The organism is Zobellella denitrificans (assembly GCF_002237365.1).
Lineage (GTDB): Bacteria > Pseudomonadota > Gammaproteobacteria > Enterobacterales > Aeromonadaceae > Oceanimonas > Oceanimonas denitrificans.
In genome coordinates this window covers 16,951-34,917 of the sequence record NZ_NMUO01000032.1, presented here as the reverse complement: position 1 = coordinate 34,917, position 17,967 = coordinate 16,951, and the positions used below count along the sequence as shown (strand labels likewise).

At 61.6% G+C, this 17,967-nt stretch carries 14 protein-coding genes and 1 tRNA gene; 14 read left to right on the top strand and 1 reads right to left on the bottom strand.

The features are described from left to right. From CGX12_RS08950 to rpoC, 10 genes are all read left to right on the top strand, one after another. Nucleotides 1–126 (top strand): EF-Tu C-terminal domain-related protein (locus CGX12_RS08950; protein ID WP_446750932.1); only part of this gene is annotated, 126 nt, incomplete at its 5' end. 52 nt (nt 127–178) lie between these two features. Then, nucleotides 179–255 (top strand) — tRNA-Trp (locus CGX12_RS08945). Nucleotides 256–319: 64 nt separating this feature from the next. Next, nucleotides 320–691 carry a preprotein translocase subunit SecE gene (gene secE, locus CGX12_RS08940; protein ID WP_094039544.1) on the top strand — a complete coding sequence of 124 codons (372 nt, stop codon included), beginning with the start codon at nt 320–322 and terminating at the stop codon, nt 689–691. 9 nt (nt 692–700) lie between these two features. Further along, nucleotides 701–1,243, top strand: a complete 543-nt coding sequence (gene nusG, locus CGX12_RS08935) for a transcription termination/antitermination protein NusG (protein ID WP_094039543.1) — start codon at nt 701–703, stop codon at nt 1,241–1,243. A gap of 128 nt (nt 1,244–1,371) precedes the next feature. Then, nucleotides 1,372–1,800: a 50S ribosomal protein L11 gene (gene rplK / locus CGX12_RS08930; protein WP_094039542.1), complete on the top strand. Its 429-nt coding sequence runs from the start codon at nt 1,372–1,374 to the stop codon at nt 1,798–1,800. A 4-nt stretch (nt 1,801–1,804) separates the two neighbouring features. Further along, nucleotides 1,805–2,503, top strand: a complete 699-nt coding sequence (gene rplA / locus CGX12_RS08925; protein WP_094039541.1) for a 50S ribosomal protein L1 — start codon at nt 1,805–1,807, stop codon at nt 2,501–2,503. A gap of 238 nt (nt 2,504–2,741) precedes the next feature. After that, the gene (rplJ, locus tag CGX12_RS08920) at nt 2,742–3,245 is read left to right on the top strand and encodes a 50S ribosomal protein L10 (RefSeq protein ID WP_094039540.1); all 504 of its coding nucleotides are present in this window, start codon (nt 2,742–2,744) and stop codon (nt 3,243–3,245) included. A gap of 54 nt (nt 3,246–3,299) precedes the next feature. Further along, nucleotides 3,300–3,665 carry a 50S ribosomal protein L7/L12 gene (rplL, locus tag CGX12_RS08915; protein WP_094039539.1) on the top strand — a complete coding sequence of 122 codons (366 nt, stop codon included), beginning with the start codon at nt 3,300–3,302 and terminating at the stop codon, nt 3,663–3,665. Between the two features lie 224 nt (nt 3,666–3,889). Then, nucleotides 3,890–7,918, top strand: a complete 4,029-nt coding sequence (gene rpoB, locus CGX12_RS08910; RefSeq protein WP_094039538.1) for a DNA-directed RNA polymerase subunit beta — start codon at nt 3,890–3,892, stop codon at nt 7,916–7,918. Nucleotides 7,919–8,007: 89 nt separating this feature from the next. Next, a complete protein-coding gene (gene rpoC, locus CGX12_RS08905) occupies nt 8,008–12,219 on the top strand; it encodes a DNA-directed RNA polymerase subunit beta' (RefSeq protein ID WP_094039537.1) in 4,212 nt (1,403 codons plus the stop codon). Nucleotides 12,220–12,282: 63 nt separating this feature from the next. On the opposite strand, the gene CGX12_RS08900 is transcribed toward rpoC, so the two are convergent. Further along, nucleotides 12,283–13,035 (bottom strand): enoyl-CoA hydratase/isomerase family protein, encoded by a 753-nt coding sequence (locus tag CGX12_RS08900; protein ID WP_094039536.1) that lies wholly within the window; start codon nt 13,033–13,035, stop codon nt 12,283–12,285. Between the two features lie 84 nt (nt 13,036–13,119). On the opposite strand from CGX12_RS08900, the gene CGX12_RS08895 reads away from it, so the two are divergent. From CGX12_RS08895 to CGX12_RS08880, 4 genes are all read left to right on the top strand, one after another. Continuing rightward, entirely contained in the window at nt 13,120–13,578 is a 459-nt protein-coding gene (locus CGX12_RS08895; protein ID WP_094039535.1) for a copper chaperone PCu(A)C, read from the top strand. Nucleotides 13,579–13,704: 126 nt separating this feature from the next. Continuing rightward, nucleotides 13,705–15,507: an assimilatory sulfite reductase (NADPH) flavoprotein subunit gene (locus tag CGX12_RS08890; protein ID WP_094039534.1), complete on the top strand. Its 1,803-nt coding sequence runs from the start codon at nt 13,705–13,707 to the stop codon at nt 15,505–15,507. Next, complete coding sequence (cysI, locus tag CGX12_RS08885; RefSeq protein ID WP_217898152.1) at nt 15,497–17,200, top strand: assimilatory sulfite reductase (NADPH) hemoprotein subunit; 1,704 nt, start codon at nt 15,497–15,499, stop codon at nt 17,198–17,200. Before CGX12_RS08890 ends, cysI begins: the two co-directional genes overlap by 11 nt. Next, nucleotides 17,190–17,957 carry a phosphoadenylyl-sulfate reductase gene (locus CGX12_RS08880; protein WP_094039532.1) on the top strand — a complete coding sequence of 256 codons (768 nt, stop codon included), beginning with the start codon at nt 17,190–17,192 and terminating at the stop codon, nt 17,955–17,957. Before cysI ends, CGX12_RS08880 begins: the two co-directional genes overlap by 11 nt. The last annotated feature ends 10 nt before the right edge of the window (nt 17,958–17,967 follow it).

Below are 17,967 nucleotides of genomic sequence, written 5' to 3'. Positions count from 1 at the left end.
GGCGACAACATCAAGATGGTCGTGACCCTGATCGCTCCCATCGCGATGGAAGACGGTCTGCGCTTCGCCATCCGTGAAGGCGGCCGCACCGTTGGCGCCGGCGTTGTTGCCAAGATCATCGAGTAATAGCGCTTACAATCACACCGGAAAGCCCCTATAATAGGGGCTTTCTTGTATTAGGGGCGTAGTTCCAATTGGTAGAACGGCGGTCTCCAAAACCGACGGTTGGGGGTTCGAGTCCCTCCGCCCCTGCCACTTACCTCGCCGATAGCGGGGTTTTCGCGTCTGTGACAGACTTAAGTTTTTAGACAGGTAGCTTATGAGTGCAAACACCGAGAACCAGGGCGGGGCAAAAGATACCCTGCTGTGGGGTCTGGTTTTCATTATTTTGATCGCGGCCGTGGTCGCCAATTATCTCTATAGTGATCTGGCAGTCTTCATTCGTGCTGCCGGCGTGGTAGTGGCTGCGGGTATCGCCGGTTTGCTGGCCTATCAGACCCAGAAGGGCAAGAGCACCTTCGCCTTCGCCAAGGAGTCCCGTCTGGAAATGCGCAAGGTGGTGTGGCCGACCCGCCAGGAAGCCATCCAGACCACCCTGATCGTACTGGCCGTCACCGCTCTGGTTGGCCTCTTTCTGTTTTTGCTGGATGGCCTGCTGGTATGGCTGGTCAATCTGGTTACCGGAGTATAAGGATTAGCCATGTCAGAACAAAGAATGCGTTGGTATGTGGTCCAGGCGTTTTCCGGATATGAAGGGCGCGTCGCCAAGTCCCTGCGCGAGCATATCAAGATGCACGGCATGGAAGATCAGTTCGGCGAAGTGCTGGTACCTACCGAAGAGGTGGTGGAAATGCGCGCCGGCCAGAAGCGCAAGAGCGAGCGCAAGTTCTTCCCCGGCTACGTGCTGGTTCAGATGCAGATGAACGATGCCACCTGGCACCTGGTACGCAGCATCCCCCGGGTGATGGGCTTTATCGGCGGCACTCCCGAGCGTCCGGCGCCCATCTCCGACAAGGAAGCCGACGCCATCCTCAACCGCCTGCAGGATGCGGTGGACAAGCCGAAACCCAAGACCCTGTTCGAGCCGGGCGAGGTGGTGCGGGTCACCGAAGGCCCCTTCGCCGACTTCAATGGTGTGGTGGAAGAGGTGGATTACGAGAAGAGCCGGGTCAAGGTGTCCGTGCTGATCTTCGGTCGTTCCACCCCGGTGGAGCTGGAATTCGGTCAGGTGGAAAAATCCTGAGTATATTTCGAGCAAGATGCTTGAGCGGGGCGGCAAATTGCACTACAATTTGCCGCCCTTTTAACTTGGGGAGCCGTTAGCGGAGCCTGGCTCCAAGGCGTTATCACCCATTCTTGAGGTAATTTTCAATGGCTAAAAAAGTACAAGCCTACATCAAGCTGCAGGTAGCAGCTGGTGCAGCTAACCCGAGCCCGCCCGTTGGTCCTGCCCTGGGTCAGCACGGCGTGAACATCATGGAATTCTGTAAGGCGTTCAACGCCCGTACCGAAAGCCTGGAAAAAGGCGCGCCGACTCCGGTCGTGATCACCGTATACAGTGACCGCTCCTTCACCTTCGAAACCAAGACTCCGCCCGCCGCCTTCCTGCTGAAGAAAGCGGCTGGCGTCAAGTCCGGCTCCGGCAAGCCCAACAAAGAGAAAGTGGGCACCGTGACCCGCGCTCAGCTGGAAGAAATCGCCAAGACCAAGGCCCCGGACATGACCGGTGCTGACGTTGACGCCCGCGTGCGTTGCCTCGAAGGTTCTGCCCGTTCCATGGGCCTGGTAGTGGAGGGCTAAGACAATGGCAAAACTGACCAAGCGTATGCGTACCATCCGTGAGCGTGTGAACGCCACCAAAGAGTACGAAATCAACGAAGCCATCGCCCTGCTGAAAGAGCTGGCCACCGCCAAGTTCGTCGAGAGCATCGACGTGGCTGTCAACCTCGGCATCGATGCCCGTAAATCCGACCAGAACGTGCGTGGCGCCACCGTGCTGCCCCACGGCACCGGTCGTGACGTGCGTGTCGCCGTGTTCGCCCAGGGTGCCAACGCCGACGCCGCCAAGGCTGCCGGTGCCGACCTGGTCGGCATGGACGACCTGGCCGAGCAGGTGAAGAAAGGCGAAATGAACTTCGACGTGGTCATCGCCTCTCCCGACGCCATGCGCGTGGTGGGTCAGCTGGGCCAGATCCTGGGTCCGCGTGGCCTGATGCCGAACCCGAAAGTGGGTACCGTTACCCCGAACGTGGCCGAAGCCGTGCAGAATGCCAAGGCTGGTCAGGTGCGTTACCGTAACGACAAGAACGGTATCATCCACACCACCATCGGCAAGGTCGATTTCGACGCCGACAAGCTGAAAGGCAACCTGGAAGCCCTGCTGGGCGCGCTGAAGCGTGCCAAGCCGGCTTCCTCCAAGGGCCAGTACATCAAGAAAGTCAGCCTGTCCACCACCATGGGCGCTGGCGTTTCTATCGAACAGTCCAGCCTGGACGTTGCTTAATTAAGCATTTACAAGGCGCAGTGATTCTCGTAGAATTTTGCGCCTTGTTATTTGGTTGGGGGCTTCGACTCCCGTCCAAGACCGCTGGAGCCGCAAGGCTTAATTTTCCAGCGTAGATGGTGCCGGGACCCAGTTAGAAAGCATTCCTTTCTTCTGGAATCTGCCACCTTGGTGCCCCAAAACCTGGGGCGTGTGTTTAATCTGGGAATTTCCCAGGTGGAATCCAGGAGTTTAGCCAATGGCATTAAGACTCGACGACAAAAAAGCAATTGTTGCTGAAGTCAACGAAGCTGCCAAGGGCGCCCTGTCTGCAGTCGTTGCCGATTCTCGCGGCGTGACCGTAGCTGCCATGACCACCCTGCGCAAGCAAGCCCGTGACAACGGTATCTACCTCAAGGTAGTCCGTAACACCCTGGCTCGCCTGGCAGTGGAAGGGACCGATTACGAGTGCCTGAAAGAGGTATTCGTGGGTCCTACCCTGATCGCGTTTTCCAACGAACACCCGGGCGCTGCCGCTCGTCTGTTCAAGGATTTTGCCAAAGAGCAAAACGCGTTCGAGGTGAAAGGTCTGGCTTACGAGGGCGAATTTATCCCCGCGGCCCAAATTGACCGCCTCGCCAAGCTGCCGACTTACGAAGAAGCGATCGCCAAGCTGATGGCTACCATGAAGGAAGCCTCTGCCGGCAAGCTGGTTCGTACTTTTGCTGCCCTGCGCGACAAGAAAGAAGCCGAAGCCGCCTAAGGCGCTTCTGGTTGCTTGATTACCGTCTACTTCAGAACATTAGGAATTTGAGTCATGTCTATCACTAAAGACCAAATCATCGAAGCCGTTGCAGAAATGTCTGTAATGCAAGTTGTTGAACTGATCGAAGCCATGGAAGAGAAGTTCGGCGTTTCTGCTGCCGCTGCCGTAGCCGTTGCCGGTGAAGCCGCCGCTGCCGTAGAAGAGCAGACCGAGTTCGACGTGATCCTGGCTGCTGCCGGCGCGAACAAGGTTGCCGTTATCAAGGCCGTTCGTGGCGCTACCGGTCTGGGCCTGAAAGAAGCCAAGGCTCTGGTTGAGTCTGCTCCTGCCGCTGTTAAAGAGCAGCTGAGCAAAGGCGAAGCCGAAGCACTGAAGAAAGAGCTTGAAGAAGCTGGTGCTACTGTTGAGCTCAAATAAGCTAGACTATAGCTTAGCGGCCTGAGCAATCGGGCTAGGGCTGGTGAATCTTTATTCACCGGCCCTTTTGCGCTGTGGGATGAGGGGAATTTTCACATCGTTTGCGCCCCTTGTTGTTCCAGCCTCCGGGTGTTGTCGAGAGACCCGGCCTGACAAAAAACGATGTTTTTAGAGCTGTCCCATTTGGACAGAGTGGGTCACTTATCAGCGAGCTGAGGAACCCTATGGTTTACTCTTATACCGAGAAAAAACGCATTCGTAAGGACTTCGGTAAGCGTGACCAGGTCTTGGACACGCCTTACCTGCTGTCAATCCAGCTTGACTCCTTCAAACAGTTTATTGAAGCAGATCCCCAAGGCGAGTACGGTCTGGAAGCGGCTTTCCGCAGCGTTTTCCCCATCACCAGCTATTCCGGCACCGCCGAGCTGCAGTATGTCAGCTTCCGGCTGGGTGAGCCCGTGTTTGACGTGCAGGAATGTCAAATTCGCGGCGTGACCTACTCGGCGCCGCTGCGCGTCAAGTTGCGGATGGTCCTGTACGACAGAGAAGCCGCCGCCGGCACTGTCAAGGACATCAAGGAGCAAGAAGTCTACATGGGCGAAATCCCGCTCATGACTGAGAACGGTACCTTCGTCATCAACGGTACCGAGCGGGTAATCGTCTCCCAGCTGCACCGCAGCCCGGGTGTGTTTTTCGATCACGATCGCGGCAAGACCCACTCTTCCGGCAAGGTGCTGTATAACGCCCGTGTGATCCCCTACCGTGGTTCCTGGCTCGATTTCGAATTCGATCCCAAAGACAACCTGTTCGTGCGCATCGATCGTCGCCGCAAGCTGCCGGCGTCCATTATCCTGCGTGCGCTCGACTTCACCACCGAAGACATCCTGGCCACCTTCTTCGACACCACCCGGTTCGAAGTGGTCGATGGCAAGCTGATGATGGAGCTCAAGCCCGAGCGCCTGCGCGGTGAAACCGCCTCCTTCGACATCGTGGTCGCCGGCGAAACCGTGGTGGAAACCGGTCGCCGCATCACCGCCCGCCATATCCGCCAACTGGAGAAGGCCGGTGTCGAGCAGATCGAAGTACCGGTGGAATATGCCGTCGGCAAGGTGTCGGCCAAGGATTACATCAACGCCGACACCGGTGAAGTGATCGTCGCCGCCAACAGCGAACTGAGCCTGGAAAACCTGGCCAACCTGTCTGTGGCCGGCTTCAAGCAGTTCGAGACCCTGTTCACCAACGAACTGGATCACGGCGCCTACATGTCCGAGACCCTGCGCATCGATTCCGCCACCACCCGCCTCGAGGCGCTGGTGGAAATCTATCGCATGATGCGTCCGGGCGAGCCGCCCACCCGCGAAGCGGCCGAAACCCTGTTCGAAAACCTGTTCTTCTCCGAAGATCGCTACGATCTGTCCACCGTGGGCCGGATGAAGTTCAACCGCCGCCTGGGCCGGGAAGAACTCAATGGTCCGGGTACCCTGACCAAGTCCGACATCGTCGACGTGATGAAGCAGTTGATCGACATCCGTAACGGTAACGACGAGGTGGACGATATCGATCACCTGGGTAACCGCCGGATCCGCTCCGTCGGCGAAATGGCCGAAAACCAGTTCCGCGTGGGCCTGGTTCGCGTCGAGCGCGCGGTGAAGGAGCGCCTGTCCCTGGGCGATCTGGACACCCTGATGCCCCAGGATCTGATCAACGCCAAGCCGATTTCCGCCGCGGTGAAGGAGTTCTTCGGTTCCAGCCAGCTGTCCCAGTTCATGGACCAGAACAACCCGCTGTCGGAAGTGACCCACAAGCGCCGTATCTCGGCCCTGGGCCCGGGCGGCCTGACCCGTGAGCGCGCCGGCTTCGAAGTGCGCGACGTGCACCCGACCCACTACGGCCGCCTGTGCCCCATCGAGACCCCTGAAGGTCCGAACATCGGTCTGATCAACTCCCTGGCCTGCTATTCCCGCACCAACGAGTACGGTTTCCTCGAGACCCCGTACCGCCGGGTGGTGGACGGCCAGATCACCGACGAGGTGGATTACCTGTCCGCCATCGAGGAGGGCCACTTCGTCATCGCCCAGGCCAACGCCGCCACCGACGAAAACGGCCGCCTGCTGGACGAGCTGGTGCCCAGCCGTCACAAGGGTGAAGCCACCTACATGAATGCCGATCAGGTCCAGTACATGGACGTGAGCCCGCAGCAGATCGTCTCGGTCGCGGCCTCGCTGATCCCCTTCCTCGAGCACGATGACGCCAACCGGGCACTGATGGGCTCGAACATGCAACGTCAGGCGGTGCCGACCCTGAAGGCGGACAAGCCGCTGGTAGGTACCGGTATCGAGCGTGCCGTGGCGGTGGACTCCGGTGTGACCGTGGTCGCCAAGCGCGGTGGCGTGGTCGATTACGTCGACGCTTCCCGCATCGTGGTCAAGGTCAACGAGGAAGAGATGCTGCCGGGCGAAGCCGGTATCGACATCTACAACCTGACCAAGTACACCCGTTCCAACCAGAACACCTGCATCAACCAGCGTCCCTGCGTGATGCCGGGCGAACTGGTGCTGGGTGGCGACGTGCTGGCCGACGGCCCCTCCACCGACCTGGGTGAACTGGCCCTGGGCCAGAACCTGCGCGTGGCCTTCATGCCCTGGAACGGCTACAACTTCGAAGATTCCATCCTGCTGAGCGAGCGGCTGGTACAGGAAGATCGCCTGACCACCATCCACATCCAGGAACTGTCCTGTATCTCCCGTGACACCAAGCTGGGTCCGGAAGAGATCACCGCCGACATTCCCAACGTGGGTGAGGCCGCCCTGAGCAAGCTGGACGAGTCCGGCATCGTCTACGTGGGCGCCGAAGTGAAACCCGGCGATATCCTGGTCGGCAAGGTCACCCCCAAAGGTGAGAGCCAGCTGACCCCGGAAGAGAAGCTGCTGCGCGCCATCTTCGGCGAAAAGGCCTCCGACGTGAAGGACTCTTCCCTGCGGGTGCCCAACTCCGTGTACGGTACCGTCATCGACGTGCAGGTCTTCACCCGTGACGGCGTGGAGAAGGACAAGCGTGCCCAGGACATCGAGCAGATGCAGCTCAAGCAGGCCAAGAAGGACCTGACCGAAGAGTTCAGCATCCTCGAAGAAGGCATCTTCGCCCGCGCCCGCTCCGTGCTGATCGCCGCCGGTCTGAGCGCCGACAAGGTCGACAAGATTGCCCGTGCCAAGCTGCTGGAGCAGGCGGTGGACGACGAAGGCAAGCAGATCGAGCTGGAGCAGATCGCCGAGCAGTATGCCGAGCTGAAGGCCGACTTCGACAAGAAGTTCGAAAACAAGCGCCGCAAGATCACCCAGGGCGACGATCTGGCCCCGGGCGTGCTCAAGATCGTCAAGGTCTACCTGGCGGTGAAGCGTCGTATCCAGCCCGGCGACAAGATGGCCGGCCGTCACGGTAACAAGGGTGTTATCTCCACCATAGTGCCGATCGAAGACATGCCCCACGACGAACACGGCACCCCCGTCGACATCGTGCTCAACCCGCTGGGCGTACCCTCGCGGATGAACATCGGTCAGATCCTCGAAACCCACCTCGGTCTGGCGGCCAAGGGCATCGGCGAGAAGATCGATCGCATGATCAAGGAGCAGCAGGAAGTGGCCCGTCTGCGCGACTTCATCCAGGAAGTCTACAATCTGGGTGACGGCGTACGGCAGAAAGTGGATCTGTCCACCTTCTCCGACGACGAGGTTCGGGTGCTGGCCGAGAACCTGCGCAAAGGCATGCCGATCGCCACCCCGGCCTTCGACGGTGCGCGCGAGCACGAGATCAAGCGCCTGCTGACGCTGGCGGATCTGCCGGAATCCGGCCAGATCACCCTGTACGACGGCCGTACCGGCAATGCCTTCGAGCGTCCGGTCACCGTGGGCTACATGTACATGCTGAAGTTGAACCACCTGGTGGACGACAAGATGCACGCCCGTTCTACCGGCTCCTACAGCCTGGTCACCCAGCAGCCGCTGGGCGGTAAGGCCCAGTTCGGCGGCCAGCGTTTCGGGGAGATGGAAGTGTGGGCGCTGGAAGCTTACGGCGCCGCCTACACCCTGCAGGAAATGCTGACCGTCAAGTCGGACGATGTAAACGGCCGGACCAAGATGTACAAGAACATCGTGGACGGCGATCACCGCATGGAGCCGGGCATGCCCGAGTCCTTCAACGTACTGTTGAAGGAAATCCGCTCCCTCGGTATCAACATCGAGCTGGAAGAGAATTAAGGCGAGCGACTGCCTCGGAAATAACGGCGCCCCCTTTTTCCTTTGGGAAGAGGGGAGCGCCCAGGTAGAACTCCTCACAGGAGACTAACGTGAAAGACTTGCTTAAGTTTTTGAAAGCGCAGAGTAAGACTGAAGAGTTTGACGGTATCAAAATCGGTCTGGCCTCGCCGGACATGATCCGCTCTTGGTCCTATGGCGAAGTCAAGAAGCCTGAGACCATCAACTACCGTACCTTCAAGCCGGAGCGTGACGGCCTTTTCTGTGCCCGGATTTTCGGTCCGGTCAAGGACTATGAGTGTCTGTGTGGCAAGTACAAGCGCCTCAAGCACCGCGGTGTAATCTGCGAGAAGTGCGGCGTGGAAGTTACCCAGACCAAGGTGCGCCGCGAGCGCATGGGCCACATCGAGCTGGCCAGCCCGGTCGCCCACATCTGGTTTTTGAAATCCCTGCCGAGCCGCATTGGCCTGCTGCTGGACATGACCCTGCGCGACATCGAGCGGGTGCTGTACTTCGAATCCTTCGTGGTGATCGAGCCGGGCATGACCAACCTGGAGCGTGGCCAGATGTTGTCCGAAGAACAGTACCTGGACGCCCTGGAAGAGTGGGGTGACGAGTTCGACGCCAAGATGGGCGCCGAGGCGGTGCTGGCCCTGCTGCGCGGCATCGATCTGGAAGGCGAGATCAACACCATGCGCGAGGAGCTGGATCAGACCAACTCCGAAACCAAGCGCAAGAAGATCACCAAGCGCCTCAAGCTGATGGAAGCCTTCCACTTCTCCGGCAACAAGCCCGAGTGGATGGTGATGACGGTGCTGCCGGTGCTGCCGCCGGATCTGCGTCCGCTGGTGCCGCTCGACGGCGGCCGCTTCGCGACCTCGGATCTGAACGATCTGTATCGTCGCGTCATCAACCGCAACAACCGTCTGAAGCGCCTGCTCGATCTGGCCGCGCCCGATATCATAGTGCGCAACGAAAAGCGGATGCTGCAGGAGTCTGTCGACGCCCTGCTGGACAACGGCCGTCGCGGCCGCGCCATCACCGGCTCCAACAAGCGTCCGCTCAAGTCCCTGGCCGACATGATCAAGGGTAAACAGGGTCGTTTCCGTCAGAACCTGCTGGGCAAGCGGGTCGACTACTCCGGCCGTTCCGTGATCACCGTGGGCCCGACCCTGCGCCTGCACCAGTGCGGCCTGCCGAAGAAGATGGCGCTGGAGCTGTTCAAGCCCTTCATCTACGGCAAGCTGGAAGCCCGTGGCCTGGCCACCACCATCAAGGCGGCCAAGAAGATGGTCGAGCGCGAGGAAGCCGTGGTTTGGGATATCCTGGACGACGTCATCCGCGAACACCCGGTGCTGCTGAACCGGGCGCCGACCCTGCACCGTCTGGGGATCCAGGCGTTCGAGCCGGTGCTGATCGAAGGCAAGGCCATCCAGCTGCACCCCCTGGTGTGTGCGGCCTACAACGCCGACTTCGACGGTGACCAGATGGCGGTCCACGTACCGCTGACCCTGGAAGCCCAGCTCGAAGCCCGTGCGCTGATGATGTCCACCAACAACATCCTGTCTCCGGCCAACGGCGAGCCCATCATAGTTCCTTCCCAGGACGTGGTACTGGGTCTGTACTACATGACCCGGGAAAAGATCAACGCCAAGGGCGAGGGCATGCTGCTGACCAGCGCCAAGGAGGCCGAAAAGGTCTACCGCGCCGGTCACGCCGAGCTGCACGCCCGGGTCAAGGTGCGCATCACCGATTTCGAAAAGATGGAAGACGGCACCATGGTGGAAAAGACCGCCATCCGTGACACCACCATCGGCCGCGCCATCCTGTCCCTGATCGTGCCCAAGGGCCTGCCCTTCGGCATGGTCGACCAGGCCATGGGCAAGAAGCAGATCTCCCGGCTGCTGAACGGCTGTTATCGCCGTCTGGGCCTGAAGGACTCCGTCATCTTCGCCGACCAGCTGATGTACACCGGCTTCCATTACGCCACCCTGTCCGGCGTGTCCGTCGGCATCAACGACATGGTGATCCCGGATGCGAAGAAGGACATCATCGAAGAGGCCGAAGCCGAAGTTACCGAAATCCAGGATCAGTTCCAGTCCGGTCTGGTGACCGCGGGCGAGCGCTACAACAAGGTTATCGACATCTGGGCCAGCGCCAACGAGCGGGTGTCCAAGGCGATGATGGAAAACCTGTCGAAGGACGTGGTCATCAACCGTGACGGCCAGGAAGAGCTGCAGGACTCCTTCAACAGCATCTACATGATGGCCGACTCCGGCGCCCGGGGTAGTGCCGCCCAGATCCGTCAGCTCGCCGGTATGCGGGGCCTGATGGCCAAGCCGGACGGCTCCATCATCGAGACGCCGATCATCGCGAACTTCCGCGAAGGCCTGAACGTACTGCAGTACTTCATCTCCACCCACGGTGCCCGTAAGGGTCTGGCGGATACGGCGCTGAAGACCGCGAACTCCGGTTACCTGACCCGTCGTCTGGTGGACGTGGCCCAGGATCTGGTGATCACCTCCGATGACTGTGGTACCCACGAAGGTCTGTGGATGACCCCGCTGATCGAAGGCGGCGACGTGGTCGAGCCCCTGCGCGAGCGCGTGCTGGGCCGGGTGGTGGCCGAGGACGTGATCAAGCCCGGTACCGACGAGGAAGTGCTGGTAGCCCGCAACACCCTGCTCGACGAGAAGTGGTGTGACGTGCTGGAAGGCAACTCCGTCGATCGGGTCAAGGTGCGTTCCGTCATCACCTGTGACAACGACCACGGCGTTTGCGCCCACTGTTACGGTCGCGATCTGGCCCGTGGCCACCTGGTCAACCAGGGCGAGGCGGTCGGCGTTATCGCCGCCCAGTCCATCGGTGAGCCGGGTACCCAGCTGACCATGCGTACCTTCCACATCGGTGGTGCGGCATCGCGGGCGGCGGCCGAGAGCAGCATCCAGGTGAAAAACACCGGTACCGTCAAGCTGCAGAACGCCAAGTTCGTTACCAACGCCGATGGCAAGACGGTGATCGTGTCCCGCTCTTCCGAGCTGACCATCATCGACGACATGGGCCAGACCCGGGAAAACCACAAGCTGCCCTACGGTGCCCTGCTGGAGAAAGCCGACGGCGAAACCGTACAGGCCGGCCAGATCGTGGCCAACTGGGATCCGCACACTCACCCCATCGTTACCGAGGTGGCGGGCCGCATCAAGTTCATCGACATGATTGACGGCATCACCATCAGCCGCCAGACCGACGAACTGACCGGTCTGTCCAGCATCGTGGTGATGGACGTGAACGAGCGTCCCAGCGCCGGTAAGGAACTGCGCCCGACCGTGAAGCTGGTGGACGAGTCCGGCAAGGACGTGTTTATCCCCGGTACCGACCTGGCGGCCCTGTACTTCCTGCCCGGTCGTGCCATCGTCAGCCTGGAAGACGGCGCCGTGCTCAACGTGGGTGACGCCCTGGCGCGTATCCCGCAGGAATCCGGCGGTACCAAGGACATCACCGGTGGTCTGCCGCGGGTTGCCGACCTGTTCGAAGCCCGTCAGCCGAAAGAGCCGGCCATCCTGGCCGAGGTATCCGGCACCATCTCCTTCGGGAAAGAGACCAAGGGCAAGCGCCGCCTGGTGATCACCCCGCTGGAAGGGGGAGAGGCCTACGAAGAGATGATCCCGAAATGGCGTCACCTCAACGTGTTTGAAGGTGAGAAGGTCGAAAAAGGCGAAGTGCTGGCCGACGGCCCGGAATCTCCCCACGATATCCTGCGCCTGCGCGGTATCAGCCCGGTGGCGAACTACATCGTCAACGAGGTGCAGGAGGTTTACCGTCTGCAGGGCGTTAAGATCAACGACAAGCACATCGAGACCATCGTCCGTCAGATGCTGCGCCGTGCCGAGATCATGAACGCCGGTGACTCCGACTTTATCGAAGGCGAACAGGCCGAGGTGGTGCGGATCCGCCAGGCCAACCGGGCTCTGGAAGCCGAGGGCAAGCAACCGATCAGCTATCGTCACGTGCTGATGGGCATCACCAAGGCGTCCCTGAGCACCGAATCCTTCATCTCGGCGGCTTCCTTCCAGGAAACCACCCGGGTGCTGACCGAGGCGGCGGTGTCCGGCAAGGTCGACGATCTGCGCGGTCTGAAGGAAAACGTGATCGTGGGCCGTCTGGTACCGGCCGGTACCGGCTTCGCCTACCATCAGGGCCGTCAGGCCCGGCGTCAGCCGGAGCAGCCGGTGCAGATCTCGGCGGACGAAGCCGAACAGAGTCTGGCCGATCTGCTGAACGCCGCCGGCGGCAACGACGAATAAGTTATCTCGACTCGCTGATAAGACAAGGGCTCCTGCAAGGGGGCCCTTTTTTATGTCCGCCGTTCAGCGCCCGCCTATCCGTGCCAGCAGGGCGGCGATGCGGCCCCGGGCCTCGTCGCCGGCCAGGGCCTGGCGGAACACCTCGATTTCCTGGTCGATGGTCCGGTGCAGCAGCGCCTGTTCCGGGGCCTTGAGCAGGGCCTTGCTGGCCAGCAAGGCCCGGGTGGGCTTGGCCGCCAGCCGGCGCGCCGTCTCTTCCAGCCGTGCCGGCAGCTCGGTGGTTGCCACCAACTGGTTGGCCAGGCCCCAGTCCCGGGCGGTCGCGGCATCCAGGCTGTCGCCCAGCAGCAGCAACTGGCAGGCGCGCACATGGCCGAGGCGTCGGGGCAGCAGCAGGCTGGAGGCGAACTCCGGTACCAGCCCCAGATCGACAAAGGGAAAGCTGAGCCGGGCGTCCTCGGCCAGCAGCACCAGATCCATGTGCAGCAGCAGGGTGGCGCCGATGCCGACCGCGTTGCCCTGCACCCCGGCCAGCAGCGGCTTGGGGCAGTCCGCCAGAGCGTGCAGCAGCTCGATGATGGGGTGCCCGGGGCCGAGTTCGGGACCGGCGAGAAAGTCGGCCAGATCGTTGCCGGCACAGAAGTCGCTGCCTTCGGCAGAGAAGGCGATGCTCCTGACTCCGGGGTCTTCGATGGCGCTCCGCAACTGTTCCCTGAGCCACCGGTAGCTGCCCAGATCCAGGGCATTGCGCTTTTCCGGGCGGTTGAGGCGGATATGGCGGACACCGTCGCCGTCCTGCCTGTGCTCTGTGTTCATCGCGGCTCCTTATGTGTTACATCATGGTCTGGCCTTCCCCCTTGGGGTAAGCTTTGTTCTCTTCGTAGCACAAGGAAATCACAGATGAAAAAAGTCGGATACCTCTTCGGCCTGGTTTTGTTAAGTGGCGCCAGTTGGGCTCAGGTGGCCGTCAGCGAGGGCTATGTAAGGGCGACCCCGCCGATGGGACCCAATACCGCCGCCTTTATGCAGCTGGAAAATAACGGCGACCGGGATCTGGCGCTGGTGAGCGCGACCTCGCCCCAGGCGGAGAAGGTGGAACTGCATACCGTACTGGAGCAGGAAGGGGTGATGCGGATGCGGGAAGTGGAGCGGATAGCGGTGCCGGCCGGTGAAAGGGTCAGCCTGCAACCGGGCGGCCTGCACATCATGCTGCTGGGCGTGAAACAGCCCTTGGCGGCGGGGGATGAGGTCAGCCTGGAGTTGCGCTGGGACAATGGTGACACCGAACAGTTGACCCTGCCGGTGAAGGATATCCGCACCCAATCCCAGGCGGCTCATGGACATGGCCAGCACCATTAAGGGGGCGAGCCGGCAAGCCAGGGCTTGTTATTACCCGATGATATAAAAAATCATCTTTTATTCTTTATTGTTGTTCGTTGACCTGGCATAAGCTATCCCTTATCTGGAAAAGTGGAAGTCAATGTCATGCTTTTAAAGGAACTCGCGGCGGCAGCCAGCCCGCTCAATGAACAACAAGTCCATAAGCTCACTCAGGTGGCTGCCGAGCTGAGTGCCACCCAGCTGGCCTGGGTCAGCGGTTATTTCTACGGTATCAGCCAGCAGGCCCAGGGCCTGCCGGTGGCGGTCCCCGCGGCGGCGGCCCAGCCGGCCGGCAAGGTGACCATCCTCTATGCCTCCCAGACCGGCAACGCCAAGGGCGTGGCCGAAGCGCTCAAGGCCCAGGCCGACGCCGCCGGGGTCGCGGCGGAGCTGTTCAACGTGGCCGACTACAAGGTCAAGCAGCTCAAGAAAGAGACCCATGTGCTGATCGTCACCAGCACCAACGGCGAGGGCGAGCCGCCCGATGACGCCATCGAGTTCCACAAGCAGCTCAAGGGCGGCAAGGTGGGCAAGCTCGAAGGCCTGCACTACGGCGTACTGGCCCTGGGCGACTCCTCCTACGAATTCTTCTGCCAGACCGGCAAGGACTTCGACGACTACCTGGCCAAGGCCGGCGCCACCCGCCTGCTGGAGCGCATCGACTGCGACGTGGACTATGAAGGCGCCGCCGAGGGCTGGAGCAAGTCGGCCCTGGGCCTGCTGAAGGACGCCCTGCAAGTGGAGGCGGCCAACCATGCCGCGCCGGTGGTCAGCCTGACCCAGGGGGCCGCCAGCCTCTACAGCAAGAAGCACCCCTTCGCCGCCGAACTGGTCACCAACCAGAAGATCACCGGCCGGGACTCCGACAAGGATATCCGTCATATCGAGATCTCCCTGGAGGGCTCCGGCCTGACCTATCAGCCCGGTGATGCCCTAGGGGTCTGGTTCAGCAATGACGAGGCCCTGGTGGATGCCCTGCTGGCCCAGGTGGGCGTGGCCGCCGACGCCAAGGTCAAGGTGGACGACGAACTGCTCTCCATCCGCGAGGCGCTGATCCACCACTACGAGCTGACCCAGGGCTATGCCGGCTTCGTGCAGGCCTATGCCGAACTGTCCGGCGCCAAGAAGCTGCAAAAGCTGGCACAGGACAAGGCCGCCCTGCGCGAATACTGCGCCAGCCACCAGATCCTGGACATCGTCCGGGAGAAGAAGACCAGGCTCACCGCCGAGCAACTGCAGGGCGCCCTGCGCCGGCTGACGCCAAGGCTTTACTCCATCGCCTCCGCCCAGGCCGAGGTGGAGGAAGAAGTGCACCTGACCGTGGGTGTGGTGCGCTACGACAACAAGGGCGAGCCCCGCGCCGGCGGTGCCTCCTCCTTCCTGGCCGACCGGCTGGCCGAGGGCGGCCAGGTGCGGGTGTTCGTGGAGCACAACGACAACTTCCGCCTGCCCGCCGATGACAGCACCCCGGTGATCATGGTGGGGCCGGGCACCGGCATCGCCCCCTTCCGCGCCTTTATGCAGGAGCGGGAAGCGCGGGATGCCGAGGGCAAGAACTGGCTGTTCTTCGGCAACCCCCACTTCACCCAGGACTTCCTCTACCAGCTCGAGTGGCAGCGTTACGTCAAGTCCGGCCTGCTGAGCCGGATCTCCCTGGCGTTCAGCCGGGATCAGGCCGACAAGGTCTATGTACAGCACAAGCTCAGGCAGCAGGGGGCCGAGGTCTATGCCTGGCTGGAGCAGGGCGCCCATTTCTACGTGTGCGGCGACGCCAACAAGATGGCCAAGGACGTGCACGAGGCCCTGATCGAGCTGGTGGCCGAGCACGGCAACAAGAGCCGTGAACAGGCCGAAGAATATGTCGATGCGCTGCGCAGCGCCAAGCGTTACCAAAGGGATGTTTACTAAGATGAGCGAACAAAAACTGTCCGATAACGAACGCCTCAAGGGGCAGAGCAATTTTCTGCGCGGCACCATCACCCAGGATCTGCAGGACGAACTGACCGGCGGCTTCAACGGCGACAACTTCATGCTGATCCGCTTCCACGGCATGTACCAGCAGGATGACCGCGACATCCGCAACGAGCGTACCGCCCAGAAGCTGGAGCCGCTGCACAACGTCATGCTGCGCGCCCGCCTGCCCGGCGGCATCATCACTCCCAAGCAGTGGCTGGTGATCGACAAGTTCGCGGAAGAAAGCACCATGTACGGCAGCATCCGCCTGACCACCCGCCAGACCTTCCAGTTCCACGGGGTGCTCAAGCGCGACATCAAGCACATGCACCAGACCCTGAACAGCACCGGCATCGACTCCATCGCCACCGCCGGCGACGTCAACCGCAACGTGCTGTGCACCAGCAACCCGGTGGAATCCGAGCTGCACCAGGAAGCCTACGACTGGGCCAAAAAGATCTCCGAGCACCTGCTGCCCAAGACCCGGGCCTACCTGGAGATCTGGCTGGACGGCGAGCGCCTGGACACGCCGGACCAAGAGCCGATCCTGGGTTCCACCTACCTGCCGCGCAAGTTCAAGACCACGGTAGTGATCCCGCCCCAGAACGACGTGGACGTGCACGCCAACGATCTGAACTTCGTGGCCATCGCCGAGAATGGCAAACTGGTGGGCTTCAACGTACTGGTGGGCGGCGGCCTGGCCATGACCCACGGCGATACTGCCACCTATCCGCGCAAGGCCACCGACTTCGGCTTTATCCCGTTGTCCCACACCCTGGCGGTGGCGGAAGCCGTGGTCACCACCCAGCGTGACATGGGCAACCGGGTCGAGCGCAAGAACGCCAAGACCAAGTACACCCTGGAGCGGGTGGGCGTGGAGGTGTTCAAGGCCGAGGTGGAGAAGCGGGCCGGCATCCAGTTCGCCGAGAGCCGCCCCTATGAATTCACCGGCCGCGGCGACCGTTTCGGCTGGGTGGACGGCATCGACGGCAAGCAGCACCTGACCCTGTTTATCGAGAACGGCCGCATCCTGGACTTCCCCGGCAAGCCGCTCAAGACCGGCCTGCGCGAGATCGCCAAGATACACAAGGGCGACTTCCGCCTGACCGCTAACCAGAACCTGATCATCGCCGGCGTGCCCAAGAAGGACAAGGCCAAGATCGAGAAGCTGGCCCGGGCCCATGGCCTGATCGACGACACCCTGTCCGAGCAGCGCAAGAACTCCATGGCCTGCGTGGCCCTGCCCACCTGCCCGCTGGCGATGGCCGAGGCCGAGCGTTTCCTGCCCGGGTTCGTCACCGAGATCGAGGGCGTGCTGGCCAAACACGGGGTGACCGACGACAGCATCATCTTCCGGGTCACCGGCTGCCCCAACGGCTGCGGCCGCGCCATGCTGGCCGAGATCGGCCTGGTGGGCAAGGCGCCCGGGCGCTACAACCTGCACTTGGGCGGCAACCGGGAAGGGACCCGCATTCCGCGCATGTACAAGGAAAACATCACCGATCGCCAGATCCTCGAGGACATCGACGCCCTGGTGGGCCGCTGGGCCAAGGAGCGGGAAGCGGGCGAGGGTTTCGGTGACTTTGTGATCCGGGCCGGCATCATAGCGCCGGTGGTGGACTCCGCGAGGGATTTTTATGCCGTATAGCCTGTTACCCAGCCTGGAAGAGCTGAACAGTCTGTCCCGTGCCGATCAAGCGGAGGCCCTGGCCCCGCTTAATCAGGAGCTGGCGGCCATGAGCGCACCCGAGCGGGTGCGCTGGGCGTTGGAAACCCTGGAAGGGGAGCATGTGCTCTCCTCCAGTTTCGGCATCCAGGCGGCGGTGATGCTGCACCTGGTAACCCGGGAAAAAGCGGACACCCCGGTGATCCTTACCGACACCGGCTACCTCTTCCCCGAGACTTATCGCTTTATCGACGAACTGACCGAACGGCTGCGGCTGAACCTCAGGATCTACCGGGCCCAGACCTCCGCCGCCTGGCAGGAGGCCCGCTTCGGCAAGCTGTGGGAGCAGGGGGTGGAAGGCATCAGCCGCTACAACCAGCTCAACAAGGTGGAGCCCATGCAGCGGGCCCTGCGCGAGCTCAAGGCCGGCACCTGGTTTTCCGGCCTGCGCCGCAGCCAGTCCGACACCCGGCAAAGCATGCAGGTGCTGAGCCTGCAGAATGGCCTGTTCAAGTTCCTGCCGATCATCGACTGGAGCAACAAAGATGTGCATTATTACCTGAAGGAATTCGACCTTCCCTACCATCCGCTGTGGGAGCAGGGTTATGTCTCGGTCGGCGACGTGCACACCACCGTCAAGTGGGAGCCGGGCATGAGCGAGGCGGACACCCGTTTCTTTGGCATGAAGCGGGAATGCGGCCTTCACGAGACCCAGGAAGCCGACGGCAGCGGTATCTGAGCCTGCGGCT

Excerpts from the sequence above, each read along its gene's own strand:
- secE (WP_094039544.1), top strand. The coding sequence starts at position 320 with ATGAGTGCAAACACCGAGAACCAGGGCGGGGCAAAAGATACCCTGCTG.
- nusG (WP_094039543.1), top strand. The coding sequence starts at position 701 with ATGTCAGAACAAAGAATGCGTTGGTATGTGGTCCAGGCGTTTTCCGGA.
- rplK (WP_094039542.1), top strand. The coding sequence starts at position 1,372 with ATGGCTAAAAAAGTACAAGCCTACATCAAGCTGCAGGTAGCAGCTGGT.
- rplA (WP_094039541.1), top strand. The coding sequence starts at position 1,805 with ATGGCAAAACTGACCAAGCGTATGCGTACCATCCGTGAGCGTGTGAAC.
- rplJ (WP_094039540.1), top strand. The coding sequence starts at position 2,742 with ATGGCATTAAGACTCGACGACAAAAAAGCAATTGTTGCTGAAGTCAAC.
- rplL (WP_094039539.1), top strand. The coding sequence starts at position 3,300 with ATGTCTATCACTAAAGACCAAATCATCGAAGCCGTTGCAGAAATGTCT.
- rpoB (WP_094039538.1), top strand. The coding sequence starts at position 3,890 with ATGGTTTACTCTTATACCGAGAAAAAACGCATTCGTAAGGACTTCGGT.
- CGX12_RS08900 (WP_094039536.1), bottom strand. The coding sequence starts at position 13,035 with ATGAACACAGAGCACAGGCAGGACGGCGACGGTGTCCGCCATATCCGC.
- CGX12_RS08895 (WP_094039535.1), top strand. The coding sequence starts at position 13,120 with ATGAAAAAAGTCGGATACCTCTTCGGCCTGGTTTTGTTAAGTGGCGCC.
- CGX12_RS08890 (WP_094039534.1), top strand. The coding sequence starts at position 13,705 with ATGCTTTTAAAGGAACTCGCGGCGGCAGCCAGCCCGCTCAATGAACAA.
- cysI (WP_217898152.1), top strand. The coding sequence starts at position 15,497 with ATGTTTACTAAGATGAGCGAACAAAAACTGTCCGATAACGAACGCCTC.
- CGX12_RS08880 (WP_094039532.1), top strand. The coding sequence starts at position 17,190 with ATGCCGTATAGCCTGTTACCCAGCCTGGAAGAGCTGAACAGTCTGTCC.